The sequence below is a fragment of the Neobacillus sp. YX16 genome (assembly GCF_030123505.1).
Lineage (GTDB): Bacteria > Bacillota > Bacilli > Bacillales > Cytobacillaceae > Neobacillus.
This window is the reverse complement of record NZ_CP126115.1, coordinates 5,635,263-5,648,002: the sequence shown is the minus strand read 5'-3', so window position 1 is coordinate 5,648,002 and position 12,740 is coordinate 5,635,263. Positions and strand designations below refer to the sequence as shown.

12 protein-coding genes and 1 pseudogene are annotated in these 12,740 nt (G+C 38.4%); 10 read left to right on the top strand and 3 right to left on the bottom strand.

Annotation, left to right across the window (positions count from 1 at the left end; genetic code table 11):
* Positions 1-72 precede the first annotated feature (72 nt).
* The gene (locus tag QNH48_RS27715; RefSeq protein ID WP_283952858.1) at positions 73-345 is read left to right on the top strand and encodes a hypothetical protein; all 273 of its coding nucleotides are present in this window, start codon (positions 73-75) and stop codon (positions 343-345) included.
* Between the two features lie 55 nt (positions 346-400).
* On the opposite strand, the gene bcaP is transcribed toward QNH48_RS27715, so the two are convergent.
* Together bcaP and QNH48_RS27705 are read right to left on the bottom strand one after the other, a co-directional pair.
* Positions 401-1,792, bottom strand: coding sequence for a branched-chain amino acid transporter BcaP (gene bcaP / locus QNH48_RS27710; protein ID WP_283952857.1), 1,392 nt, complete (start codon positions 1,790-1,792; stop codon positions 401-403).
* A 410-nt stretch (positions 1,793-2,202) separates the two neighbouring features.
* Entirely contained in the window at positions 2,203-3,174 is a 972-nt protein-coding gene (locus QNH48_RS27705) for an SMP-30/gluconolactonase/LRE family protein (RefSeq protein ID WP_283952856.1), read from the bottom strand.
* A gap of 378 nt (positions 3,175-3,552) precedes the next feature.
* Here QNH48_RS27705 and QNH48_RS27700 point away from each other — a divergent pair.
* The 6 genes and pseudogenes from QNH48_RS27700 to QNH48_RS27675 form a co-directional block, all read left to right on the top strand.
* Positions 3,553-4,122: pseudogene (locus QNH48_RS27700) on the top strand (dihydrodipicolinate synthase family protein); the annotation flags it as partial.
* 250 nt (positions 4,123-4,372) lie between these two features.
* The gene (gene kduI, locus QNH48_RS27695) at positions 4,373-5,203 is read left to right on the top strand and encodes a 5-dehydro-4-deoxy-D-glucuronate isomerase (RefSeq protein ID WP_095251483.1); all 831 of its coding nucleotides are present in this window, start codon (positions 4,373-4,375) and stop codon (positions 5,201-5,203) included.
* 66 nt (positions 5,204-5,269) lie between these two features.
* Positions 5,270-6,046, top strand: coding sequence for a 2-dehydro-3-deoxy-D-gluconate 5-dehydrogenase KduD (gene kduD, locus QNH48_RS27690; protein ID WP_283952855.1), 777 nt, complete (start codon positions 5,270-5,272; stop codon positions 6,044-6,046).
* Between the two features lie 33 nt (positions 6,047-6,079).
* Complete coding sequence (locus QNH48_RS27685; RefSeq protein WP_283952854.1) at positions 6,080-6,529, top strand: NanQ anomerase/TabA/YiaL family protein; 450 nt, start codon at positions 6,080-6,082, stop codon at positions 6,527-6,529.
* 121 nt (positions 6,530-6,650) lie between these two features.
* The gene (gene kdgT, locus QNH48_RS27680) at positions 6,651-7,643 is read left to right on the top strand and encodes a 2-keto-3-deoxygluconate transporter (protein ID WP_095251486.1); all 993 of its coding nucleotides are present in this window, start codon (positions 6,651-6,653) and stop codon (positions 7,641-7,643) included.
* 52 nt (positions 7,644-7,695) lie between these two features.
* Positions 7,696-8,646, top strand: coding sequence for a sugar kinase (locus tag QNH48_RS27675; RefSeq protein WP_283952853.1), 951 nt, complete (start codon positions 7,696-7,698; stop codon positions 8,644-8,646).
* A 109-nt stretch (positions 8,647-8,755) separates the two neighbouring features.
* Here the strand turns inward: QNH48_RS27675 and QNH48_RS27670 are convergent, their stop codons facing one another.
* On the bottom strand, positions 8,756-9,520 hold the full coding sequence (locus tag QNH48_RS27670) for an IclR family transcriptional regulator (protein ID WP_095251488.1): 765 nt from the start codon (positions 9,518-9,520) through the stop codon (positions 8,756-8,758).
* Positions 9,521-9,703: 183 nt separating this feature from the next.
* On the opposite strand from QNH48_RS27670, the gene QNH48_RS27665 reads away from it, so the two are divergent.
* The 3 genes from QNH48_RS27665 to QNH48_RS27655 all read left to right on the top strand — a co-directional run bounded on the left by QNH48_RS27665 (position 9,704) and on the right by QNH48_RS27655 (position 12,444).
* Positions 9,704-10,348, top strand: coding sequence for a bifunctional 4-hydroxy-2-oxoglutarate aldolase/2-dehydro-3-deoxy-phosphogluconate aldolase (locus QNH48_RS27665; protein WP_283955903.1), 645 nt, complete (start codon positions 9,704-9,706; stop codon positions 10,346-10,348).
* A 133-nt stretch (positions 10,349-10,481) separates the two neighbouring features.
* Positions 10,482-11,318: an aldo/keto reductase gene (locus QNH48_RS27660; protein WP_283955902.1), complete on the top strand. Its 837-nt coding sequence runs from the start codon at positions 10,482-10,484 to the stop codon at positions 11,316-11,318.
* A gap of 628 nt (positions 11,319-11,946) precedes the next feature.
* The gene (locus tag QNH48_RS27655; RefSeq protein ID WP_283952852.1) at positions 11,947-12,444 is read left to right on the top strand and encodes an LURP-one-related/scramblase family protein; all 498 of its coding nucleotides are present in this window, start codon (positions 11,947-11,949) and stop codon (positions 12,442-12,444) included.
* Positions 12,445-12,740: the final 296 nt, after the last annotated feature.

Here is a 12,740-nt window from a genome sequence, read left to right as displayed (position 1 = left end):
GTTAGAAATCAAAACAGTGGGTCACTAAAGTATGATGATGCTGTTATTGTCACATTTATTAACTCATTTATAATGGCCAGACTTGTTCAAGCAATTGGATCAGATGTTATTTTAGAAGGTTTAACAGTAGGTTTCATCGTTGGACTAATTAATTTAAAAAATACATTGATTGGCCTAATAAGTAAAAAATCATTTATGATTGCAATTTTGAGATCATGTTATCATCTTTACACTCTTAATGGGATTACATGGTTTGATGATGTGATCTCTAGGTCACTTTTAATAAAAAGATCATTAATTGAAACGAAAGCGATGGGACATACTGTTCTCTTTATCTTCATCTAAAAAAGTGAGCTTACATTGTCTCTGTATGACAACGTAAGCTCACTTTTTGCATTTCTTATTCTTTATTCATTACGCTATGCCTTTTACCATAAGCAAAATAGAAAAGTAATCCAAATACAAACCAAATACTGGATGCAATCCATGTATAGACAGAGAGCTGAGTAATTAAAAATAAACATAATAGGAATGAACAAATCGGTAAGATTGGAAAGAATGGTACTTTAAAACCACTTGATGGTATACTCTTATTTTTTCTTAAGTAAATAACTCCGATTGAAACGATTGTAAATGCAAGTAATGTTCCCATGTTTACTAGTTCTGCTAGCTTAGATAACGGAATGAAGCCGGCGCAAAAAGCTACAAGTGTGGCAAATACCCATGTATTTTTAACGGGTGTTTTATATTTTTTACTAAGCTCATACATACTTTTCGGCAGCAATCCATCACGGCCAAACGCGTAAAGAAGTCTAGTTCCGCCATATGACATAACAAGTATAACTGTCATCATCCCAACGACAGCACCAAGTGAAATAATGCCAGCCACCCAATCTTGATTAACTATCTGCATAACAAAGCTAACTGGATCACTTACATTTAGCTTTGTATATGAAACCATCCCAGTCAAAACAAGCGAAACAGCTACATAAAGTATTGTACAAATTAATAATGATCCAATAATTCCAATTGGCATATTACGTTGTGGGTTCTTTACCTCTTCAGCAGCTGACGAAACAGCATCGAACCCAAGATAAGCAAAGAAAACAAGGGCTGCCCCACTTATAACGCCATTGATTCCGAAGGGCATAAATGGCTGCCAATTAGCTGGCTCAACATAAAAAATACCTACTCCAATAAATAAGAGAATAACACCTACTTTAATAGCTACCATGATCGTATTAAACTTCGTAGATTCTCTTATTCCGAGCGTTAATAAAAAAGCAGTGGCAAATATAATGGCTATAGCCGGTACATTTACATATGTTCCATCTGCTGGATTAAAAGAACCAGAGATGGCCTTTGGAATGGTAATATTTAAACCTTCTAACAAAGCACTTAAATAAGCAGACCAACCTGTTGCAACTGCTGCAACTGCTAAGCCATATTCTAACAGCAAAGCCCATCCAACTAACCAAGCGACTAATTCTCCAAATACAATGTATACATACGTATATGCACTGCCCGTTACTGGTATGGATGAAGAAAATTCTGAATAACACATAGCTGCCAATGCACAGACAATAGCAGCTATAATAAAGGAAAAAAATATAGCTGGTCCAGCGTGCACCGCAGCTACTGTCCCAGGAAGAATGAATATACCTGTTCCAACAATGGCACCTACCCCAAGCAGCATTAAATCAAAGGCTCCTAACGATTGCTGTAGTTGGATATCTCCCTTTTTTTCCAGTAACTCGCCGAGATTTTTTCTCCTGAATAATACATTTTTCATACTAAACCCTCATTTTTTTTTGAAATATGTAAAAATTCTATATGTTTAATTCTTAAAGGTCAATATTTTTTGTCGAATTACCAATATTTTTGTCGAATGAAAAGATGTTTTTAAAAATTCAATTGAATAGTGGAGGCGAAAATAGTTTATACAGAATGGTACATATCTCTCCTTATATGACAGAGCGTGAGATTTGGGGTCAGTCCTCCGCTGCGTTAAAGCGGTATCAAAGCGGGTGACTGACCCCAATGTACATGATTACGTTTCTTTTCTTGATACAACAAAAAAAGGGGCTGTCACAAAAAAAAGTTTTGTGGCAGCCCTAGGAAACCCGAGAGATTTTTGTAGAAGGGAGAAACTATTATTTTTTGTCTATAAATTATCCATAAAAACCTCTATCATTGTTAATTCTATTGTAATCCGTAAGGCTGCAAACCTTCCTTTTTGACCTCAATACGCCAGACTTCATTTTTCGATGACTCTGTTACATAAAGGTATCCATTATGAAAAGTCAGATTGGTGGTAAAAGTCCCCGCATCCTTAGGCAGGCGAATGGTACCGTATTTAAATCCACTAGCATCAAGTATGACAATTTCACCAGCCTGGAAATGGGCTACATAAAGATTGCCCTCCGTATCGACGGCTAAACCATCTGGACCGATTCCGCCTTCAAATTGACCGAAGACAAACGGTGTTTCACGCGCGTCTTTAGCATTCTTTGAAGGTACAGAGATAATTCGATTTGTAGCGAATTCAGAGATATAAACACGTTGACCGTTCGCTGAAATCGCAATCCCATTAGGATAAGCAATACCTTCTTGAAAGAGTACTGGTTCTTCACTATTTGGCGGCAGGTAGAAGACACGGCCTATTGGTTTCGTTGCACTGGATCCCATTGGCTCTGTAAAGTAAAGTCCGCCAGCTTGGTCAAATACGAGGTCATTTAGTCCATTTAAAGGTTTGCCATTGTAGGAATCAACAATGGTCGTGCGCTTTTTAGTAACAGGATCATAGGCATAAAGTTTTCCAGTAACATCTGTGATAAAAAGGCGTCCATCCTTGTGAAACTTTGTCCCTACAGGGAGGTCCCCTACATATGTTTCTACGATTGAAAGCTTATCGTCCTCGACCTTAATAATTTCGCCTGTAGGCGGACTAACCATCCAAATATTTCCGCTGCGGTCGAAATTAATGCCCTCCATAAATCCGCTTCCGGCAGCTACCTTTTCCCATTTACTACTAGGATGGACAATTTCTGAAATGGAATGTCTTTCCCCTTTTGGCACTGGTTTTGTTACATATAACGACTTTGCTCCAACGACTGTAACAGTAATAAGGGAGAGCATGATTAATACGGTTAGTGCTAATGCCCTTTTTTTCATTTAATACATTCCTCCTTGTTAACCCTATAAAGGTCAATTGATAAAACTTTTATTTATTCATCTCTCAGTTTTCTTACACAGGGAGCCTGTATATCGCTTTAATTTATCACAATATTATGAATATAAACAATATAAAAAAGTATCTTAAATCACTGAAAAATAAGTAAGTTTTTCTTCTATTTAATTAATGTGTATTTTGTTAGACTAAGAGTTTTAGATTGTAAAACTGGATGGAAATGTACATTGGCCCAAAGACCTTTAAGGCCTTCTATTTTCTATATTTTCTAATTATGACATTAAAAACTCTCTTTTTGTTTAAATACAAAAACTGTATCTATTATCAGATACAGTTTTTAAACTTATAATTATTATAAGCTAACGGAGGAAAGCCTTTTCCACCATTATGCGGAGATTGCAGAAAATGTTGACCTGCCGATTATTTTATATAACTACCCAGAATTAACAAAACAAGACCTGTCAGCTGACTTAGTACTTAAACTGGCTAAAAAATATTCACATATTGTGGGTATTAAAGATACTGTTTTAGCTGTTGGGCATACGAGAGAATTAATTCAAGTTGTAAAGTCCGAAATACCAAGTTTTGCTGTGTTCTGCGGCTATGATGAGCACCTATTTAATACGCTGGCCCTTGGCGGAGATGGATCCATTCCTTTGACTGCAACTTTTGCACCAGAATTGTCAGTCGGAATATACGAAGCTTTTAATCAAGGAAACTACGGTGAAGCCATCGAACAGCATCGTAAATTGGCTGACTTACTCCCTTTATATAAACTCGATTCACCTTTTATGAATGTAGTGAAGGAAGCGATTCGTCTGCGGGGAATTGAAATTTCAACAGATGTCTTAGCACCAGTCCGTTCAATCAGTCCGGAAAAGAAAGAATTAGTGAAAAGTATTTTATTAGAAAAGTCGACTCTTCTTTCGTAGTAGCAAGGTATAAGCGAGAGGAAAATAGGAAGTATTGCGCTCAAAAAGGCACAACTAGCGGAAGTAGCTAGCTGTGCCTTTTTTCGTTTAGGAAAGACCGGGAGAACCGTCCCCATGTCCTGAGAAAAGGTTCACTATTTCTTCACATTATGCTTTGATTTTTGGAAAAGAAAGCGTTATAATTAAATTATGAAACATCGTTCCACAATATGGAACGACTAATTTGCTAGTATAAAAGGAGATGTACACTTTGGAAATCAGGTATTCAACACACCCAGATCATGCCAAAACATTTACTACGGAAGAAATTCGGAAACACTATTTAATAGAAGAATTATTTGTACCAGGCGAAATTAAACTGGTTTATTCGATGGAAGAACGTGCGATTACTGGTGGAATCACTCCTATTGAAGAAACGATTTCTCTAAAGGGCAATGATCAGATGAAAGCTGAGTATTTCCTAGAGAGAAGAGAAGTTGGGATTTTCAATGTTGGCGGCACCGGAACAATCACTGTTGATGGGGAAACGTTTGATATGGAAAATAAAGATTGCTTGTATATCGGATTAGGTAAAAGAGAGTTGCTTTTCTCAAGTGAATCAGCAGAAAGTCCTGCGAAATTTTACTTGTACTCTGCACCAGCTCACAAAGAATATCCGACTCAGCATGTTGCCTTTAAAGATATTGAAGGTGATCGATTAGGAGCATTAGAAACAGCAAATGATCGGGTTATTCGCAGAATGATTCACAAAGAAGGAATTCAGAGCTGTCAGGTTGTTATGGGAATGACTCAGTTAAGTACGGGAAGTGTGTGGAATTCAATGCCAACACATACACATGACCGTAGAAGTGAAGTTTACCTTTATATTGATTTAGATGAAAATGCAAGAATGTTCCATATGATGGGCGAACCAACACAAACGCGTCATATTGTGATGAAAAACGAACAAGCGGTGATTTCTCCTCCATGGTCGATTCATTGTGGGGCTGCTACAAGCAATTATACTTTTATCTGGGCAATGGCAGGCGATAATAAAACCTACAACGATATGGATCAAGTAACAATGGATGAATTGAGATAATTTGGTTTGCGCCATTCATCTTACAACTGCCAGACTACTAAAATAGAAATATAGAGGTGCTATATCATGAGTTTAAGAGATTTTTCACTAGATTTTTTTAATTTAACAGGTAAGGTTGCTATCGTGACAGGAGGAAATACTGGTCTTGGCCAAGGGTATGCTGTCGCACTAGCGAAAGCAGGTGCAGATCTATTTATTGTCTCTTATGATACGAACTGGGATGAAACAAGAGAGCTTATTGAAGAAACAGGAAGAAAAGTATATTTTCATCAAGCAGATTTAACAGCTAGAGAAACTTTACAAACAATTGTTGATACTTGCCTAAGTGTATATGGAAGAATTGATGTTCTTGTTAATAATGCAGGGACCATCAGACGTAGTCCGTTACTTGAATACAAAGAAGAAGATTGGGATGCTGTCATGGAGATTAACCTGAACGCAGTCTATCTTCTAAGCCAAGCTGTTGCCAAAGTAATGGTCGAGCAAAAAAGCGGAAAAATCATTAATATCTGTTCCATGTTATCTTTCCAAGGTGGTAAGTTTGTTCCGCCATACACAGCAAGTAAACATGCCGTTGCTGGTATTACCAAATCCTTTGCAAATGAGTTAGCACAATACAATGTCCAAATTAATGCGATTGCACCAGGCTATGTTGCAACAGCCAATACAGCTCCCATTCGTGCAGATGAAGAGCGAAGTGCAGATATTCTTTCTCGTATTCCAGCTGGCCGTTGGGCTACACCGGCAGACTACATGGGAGTAGTTGTATTCCTAGCTAGTCAGGCATCTGATTATATGAACGGACATGTTCTTGCCGTTGACGGCGGTTGGTTAGTCCGCTAACACTCAGGTACACACATCGGAAGGGCTGATAACGTGCTAAAAGGTAAATTAAATGACTTAGTAGAAAGCCAAACTCTTTCTGAAAAAATACAATCTACTTTACTACTATTAAAAGAACATGACTTTTCAGCCTATGGTGCTGGACGTCATGAGCTTGGTGAGGATTTGTTCTTCTTTTTGAACGAATATGAAACGAAAGAAGCAGAAGCTTGCTTTTGGGAAGCTCACCAAGTCTATCTAGACTTTCATTACATTTTAGAAGGCAAAGAAAACATAGCAGTCGACCATATTGAACATCAGCAGGTAAAAGAAGCATACAACGAAGAGAAGGATGCAGCCTTTTTTGAAGGGGATGTCCATTCCATTATCACGATGAATCCGGGAGACGTTATGATCTGTCTCCCAGAGGATTCTCATATGACAGGGATTATTGCCGGCGAAAAGCAAAAGGTTAGAAAAGTAGTTCTTAAAGTTAAATTGTAAGCGGAGACAAAAGGAAAACTGTTTCGACCTACAGGTAAATAGGAAACGGTTTCTAAAGGACCATCGGTGCATTTCAGCAGATTAATTATCCTTATGCAGACTTGAGAGGTAGGTATTCAAAATGAATATTATGAAGTCGATTAAAAAAATCCCTGGTGGATTAATGTTAGTGCCATTAGTATTAGGAGCGCTTGTCCATACGTTTACACCTGGAGCGGGCGAGTATTTCGGAGGATTTACGAATGGATTGATATCAGGTACGGTTCCAATTCTAGCAGTATGGTTTTTCTGTATGGGTGCAAGTATCAATATTAAAGCATCAGGTAAGGTTTTACTAAAGTCAGGAACACTTGTGATAACAAAGATAGCGGTTGCATGGATCGTTGCTGTTATTGCTATGCAATTCCTGCCAGTTGATGGAATACAGACAGGTATATTTGCTGGATTTACCGTTCTTGCGCTAGTAGCTGCAATGGATATGACGAATGGTGGTCTTTATGCCTCTATTATGCAGCAATACGGATCAAAAGAAGATGCCGGTGCATTTGTCTTAATGTCCCTTGAATCAGGTCCGTTAGTAACCATGTTGATTTTAGGCAGTACAGGTGTAGCTGTATTTGAACCACAAGCTTTTGTTGGTGCAGTATTACCATTCCTAATTGGTTTTGTTCTTGGAAACCTTGATAAAGATTTACGTGAATTCTTCAGTAGAGCAACAGAAACAATGATTCCATTCTTTGGTTTTGCCTTAGGTAACACGATTGACTTAGCGGTAATTGGAAAAACAGGTCTTAGCGGTATTTTATTAGGTGTTCTCGTCATCATCATTACAGGTGTTCCATTAATCCTTGCTGATAAATTTATCGGAAAAGGTAATGGTACAGCAGGACTTGCTGCTTCTAGTACAGCAGGGGCTGCAGTAGCCAACCCAATGCTTATTGCCGAAATGAAACCGGAATTTCTTACAGCAGCACAATCAGCTACTGCGATGGTGGCAACGTCCGTCATTGTTACTTCAATATTAGTACCTATTTTGACAGCATATTATTCTAATTATATGAAAAAGAAAAATGGTGAGTTAGGTAGTAAAAAAGGGGAAAAACTTACGGCTTAATAACCTAGAGAGACATATCTATGTCTCTCTTTAAATTCAGGGAGGAAATATCATGAGTCGAATTATCACTGTGGGGGAACCTATGGCACTTTTTGTTGCAGAGCAAGAGGGTCCATTGGAAAATGTTAATCGTTTTGATCGATTTGTTGCAGGTGCAGAAGTGAACTTCTCCATCGGTATGTCTCGTTTAGGACATCAGGTTACGTATATTACCCAATTGGGAAGCGATCCCTTTGGAAAAAACATCGAAAAATTTCTTCAGATGAACGCAATTGATACTAGTTATGTAACCTATGATCCTCATCTTTTGACGGGAATGCAGTGGAAACAAAAGGTGGCAAGCGGTGACCCGGAAGTGTTCTCCGCTCGCAAGAATTCTGCCGCTTCACATATGGATCTTGAAACCATCAAAAACATAAACTGGGATGGCTTCGACCATATTCATTTGACAGGCATCCCACCAGCATTGTCTGCTGGCTGCCGGGAGATGGTCTACGAATTGATGAAAGAGGCTCGAGCAAGGGGCGTGCAAATTTCTTATGATCCTAACCTGCGTCCCGGTCTTTGGGCTGATAAACAGGAAATGGCTCAAGTTATTAATGATCTAGCCTGTCGTGCAGACATCGTTCTTCCTGGTATTGAAGAAGGTAAGCTGTTAACGGGCAGCGAAGAAGTTCAGGAGATTGCGGCTTACTATCATGCTGCAGGTGTGAAAACCGTTGTCATCAAGCTCGGGGCAAAAGGTGCATTTACCAGCTCTGAAGGAAAACAATTTAATACGGAGGGTTTCCCTGTAGAGAAAGTAGTCGACACAGTAGGAGCAGGTGATGGCTTTGCTGTTGGTGTGGTCAGCGGAATACTGGAAGGTCTTCCTATCGAGGAAGCTGTTAAACGCGGGGCAGCCATTGGGGCTCTTGCGGTCATGTCACCAGGAGATAATGACGGATTACCTGATAGAGAGGGTTTAGAAGGTTATATGAAAGGCTCGAAAGTAGAGCTTTAGTTGATTGCAAAAGTAAAGATAACCCTTTTTTAGCGGTTTCCTTACTTTTGCTTTTAGTATTCAATCACAAAAAAAAGGGTATTCTCATGGAATGAGAATACCACCTTAATCAAGAACCAGAGTATCCTAGGTTCCTTGAGATTGCTAGACTATACTGTTTCATTTTTTCAATTAATGTACTGTTGATTACTTCCATTGTCACGCGATTACTTGGTCCTGAAATACTAAAGCTTGCTATGATTTTTCCTTTGTGGTCATAGATTGGTGCAGCAATACATCTTAGAACTTCTTCATTCTCAGAATTATCTAAGGCATAACCTTGGATCTTAACCATTTCAATTTCCTTTAAAAAGGCTTCTTTTGAGGTGATTGTGTACGGGGTCTTTGGAATAAACTCGGTGTTTGAAATCACTTTATTAAGATGGTCTGGAGTCGCATCTGAAAGTAATACTTTTCCTACACCCGTACAATACATGGGAGCTCTGCTTCCAATGCGAGAATACATTCGGATGGTTTGATTACTTTCAATTTTATCAATATAAATCACTTCTCCGTGATCCTCTATGCATAAATGAACGGTTTCATTGACTTCTTGTGATAGTTTCTCGAGATATGGTTTTGCTATCGTTACAATACTCGAGTTATTTAATAGGTTTCTAGAAAGAAAGAGGACTTGTAATCCGAGTTTATATTTGTCTGTTTCTTCATCTTTTACAACATAATTCATACTTACTAAAGTAGCTAATAGACGATGAATTGTACTTTTTGTTAGACCAACCTGCTCTGTCAGACGCGCAATTTGAATGCCATCTGGGTATTCAGAAAGCTTGTTTAATATGGTTAGGGCACGTTCAATTGACTGAACATTAGACATTACATCTACCTCTTTTATTGGGAATAGTTAAATGATATTCTTTTCATATGTTCTTTATTATGGAACATCATTCTACTATATGATACGTTAAATAGAGGCGATTTGTAAAATCAATAATGGAACACAGCCAATTATTTTACTATTAATTTTATAAAAAATGGATTAGCAGAAAGGATGGACATGATGAAAAAATTAACTATTTTATCGAAAGTGACAGAATGTGGTGTTGTTGCGGTTGTCAGGGCAGATTCAAAGGAAGAGGCCGTTAAGATTTCCGAAGCCTGTGTTAGAGGCGGTATTCAAGGAATTGAGGTTACTTTTACCGTGCAAGGCGCTGATGAAGTAATTAAAGAATTAGCTTCTATGTATAAGGATCATAGTAATGTAGTGATTGGGGCAGGAACGGTTCTTGATTCTACCACAGCTAGAATTGCGATTCTAGCAGGAGCGGAGTTCGTTGTGAGTCCAACATTTGATGAGGAAACGGCAAAGCTATGTAATCTCTATCAAGTTCCTTATATGCCAGGCTGCATGACAATCACTGAAATCAAACGTGCACTAGAAGCTGGAGTGGATATCGTTAAATTGTTCCCTGGAAATGCATTTGGTCCTGAATTTGTGAAGGCCGTTAAAGCACCGCTTCCACAAGTAAACATCATGCCAACTGGCGGCGTGGACTTAGATAACGTTGAACAATGGATCAAAAATGGATGTGTCGCAGTTGGAGTTGGCGGCAATCTAGTAGCACCAGCAAAAACAGGCGAATACGAAAAAATCACCGAATATGCGAAGCAGTATGTTGCTAAAGTTAGAGCTGCGAGGGACTAGGGGACGGTTCTCCTGGTCACTTTTGGAAGCAAGTAATAATAAGGAGGAAAAAAAAGGACCATGGGGACGGTTCTCATGGCCCGCTTTTAGTAAAAAACTTGGGATGCAAGTAATATTAAGGAGGAAAAATATGATGCCAAAGAATTTAAAGGACACGACGACCTTACATAATGGTGTGAAGATGCCATGGATGGGATTAGGCGTTTTTAAAGTAACCGACGGGGAAGAGGTTATCCAGGCTGTAAAGGCTGGACTAAGGAATGGATACACGAGTATCGACACCGCCTCTTTTTATAAGAATGAAGAAGGTGTGGGACAAGCCATTCGAGAATCGGGTGTTCCCCGTGAAGACTTGTTTATTACGACAAAGCTTTGGAATGCCGATCAAGGCTATGAATCTACCTTACAAGCCTTCGAAACCAGTCTTGACAAGCTTGGGCTCGATTACTTGGATCTTTATTTAATTCACTGGCCTGGGAAAGATAAATATAAAGAGACTTGGAAGGCTTTTGAGGAGCTTTACAAACAGGGGCGTGTGCGTGCCATTGGCGTCTGTAACTTCCAGATTCACCATTTAGAGGATTTAATCGCTTCTGCCGAAATTAAACCGATGGTCAACCAGGTAGAGTTTCATCCACATTTAACACAAAAAGAGCTGCTGGCATTTTGTAAAAACGAAGGGATTCAACTGGAAGCGTGGTCCCCGTTGAAACAAGGACAACTTCTAAATCATCCTATTCTTGAAGAAATCGCTCATAAATATAATAAATCTGTTGCACAGGTTATCTTGCGCTGGGATCTTCAACATGGGGTCATTACGATTCCAAAGTCTGTCAAAGAACAAAGAATTATTGATAACTCAAACGTTTTTGATTTTGAATTATCCTCAGAGGATATGGAAAAAATCGATGGATTAAATCAAGACAGTCGTGCAGGATCACATCCAGACACAATGCGTGTTGGTTTTTAATTAGAGCTCTTTTCTTAAACTTTGATGCTTTTTGTAACAAAAATTAATGGTTGTGCTGTGTTTTAGAAGAAAACAGCATAAATTTAATAAGAAAAGAGCTTGCAATCTAACTTCAAAGGCGCAAAATAACTATTTCCACGTTAAAATCGGCTTTAAGATTTTAACAGTAATTGTTGCAAAAACAGCCTAATGAAATGAAGCACGAGGAAGGTTCTCGTGCTTCATTTTTTATGTCCTAGAATTTTACGTTTTTCCTCCATCATGACTGTAAGGTTTTACCCAATATTAATAGTTGAAAAACATTAGACCAGGTAATAGGAAAGTAACTACCAAAATTACTACTCCCAGTATTGTCACCAGGACATTCTTTTTCCATATCCCCAAATGTATGACAGCCAATCCAAAGAGAAAACCAATAAAAATAATTATCCCACTTGCTTTTATAATGATGAATCCACCGAGAAAAGCCAACACCAAAAAACTAATGATAATCAGCAAATTTATACGCCCTTTCGGATAGAAATCATGTCACACTTTTTATCATTATATATGATACCATTGATAAAGCGATGATAATGTTGAAATAGTCTGTTTATTAGTAATATGCTACATAAGAGGGAGGCGTAATATGAAGCAACTTTATATAAAGCAGAAGGTATTCAGTCTTAGTGGCAAATTCACAGTAAAGGATCAGCAGGAGAAGGATGTCTATTACGTGGAGGGCAGTTTTATGCAAATTCCCAAGACATTCTCCATTATGAATACAACAAGAGATGAAGTAGCACTCGTCACGAAAAAGGCGTTCAGTTTTTTACCGAAGTTTTTTGTCGAGGTGAATGGTCGAGAGGTATTCACGATTAAGAAGGAGTTTTCTTTTTTAAAGGCACGCTATACGATTGATGGTGCAGGCATTGAAGTACAGGGTAATTGGTGGGATATGGATTTCCAGGTATTACAGCAAGGTGAAGTCGTAGGTCAAGTGAGCAAGGAATGGTTCACTTGGGGAGATAGCTACAAGGTTCAAATATTGGATGAAGCGATGGAAACCATTATGATTGCACTCGTTGTTGCCATTGATTGTGTGAAGGCCGATCAGGCCGCTGCTTCTTCAGCAACGATAAATTAACGTCGGATTGTAAGTAGTATAGGCTAACGGATTATAATAAACCAATAAATTGTCCTTCATCCAGTGGATGAAGGACATTTATTTTTAAGTTAAACCAACGTCCTAATATTGACCTAAATCAAGGTAATAAATGATTTGGCTCGTTAAAATAAGCGTATAAAAATTAAAGGAGACAGAATGTCATGATGAAATTCGGATTATTTTTATTAGGGGGGCACCAACATTATGACTGTTAGCTTGCGGAGGTGATGTTTAAGATATCAGTGGTTGAGTGGCAAAAGTCTAAGTGAAATACT

Bases quoted from the DNA above. Each gene is read 5' to 3' on its own strand.
- QNH48_RS27670 (WP_095251488.1), bottom strand. From the start codon at position 9,520: ATGTCTAATGTTCAGTCAATTGAACGTGCCCTAACCATATTAAACAAG.
- kdgT (WP_095251486.1), top strand. From the start codon at position 6,651: ATGAATATTATGAAGTCGATTAAAAAAATCCCTGGTGGATTAATGTTA.
- QNH48_RS27675 (WP_283952853.1), top strand. From the start codon at position 7,696: ATGAGTCGAATTATCACTGTGGGGGAACCTATGGCACTTTTTGTTGCA.
- QNH48_RS27715 (WP_283952858.1), top strand. From the start codon at position 73: ATGGCCAGACTTGTTCAAGCAATTGGATCAGATGTTATTTTAGAAGGT.
- QNH48_RS27705 (WP_283952856.1), bottom strand. From the start codon at position 3,174: ATGAAAAAAAGGGCATTAGCACTAACCGTATTAATCATGCTCTCCCTT.
- kduD (WP_283952855.1), top strand. From the start codon at position 5,270: ATGAGTTTAAGAGATTTTTCACTAGATTTTTTTAATTTAACAGGTAAG.
- QNH48_RS27655 (WP_283952852.1), top strand. From the start codon at position 11,947: ATGAAGCAACTTTATATAAAGCAGAAGGTATTCAGTCTTAGTGGCAAA.
- bcaP (WP_283952857.1), bottom strand. From the start codon at position 1,792: ATGAAAAATGTATTATTCAGGAGAAAAAATCTCGGCGAGTTACTGGAA.
- QNH48_RS27660 (WP_283955902.1), top strand. From the start codon at position 10,482: ATGCCAAAGAATTTAAAGGACACGACGACCTTACATAATGGTGTGAAG.
- QNH48_RS27665 (WP_283955903.1), top strand. From the start codon at position 9,704: ATGAAAAAATTAACTATTTTATCGAAAGTGACAGAATGTGGTGTTGTT.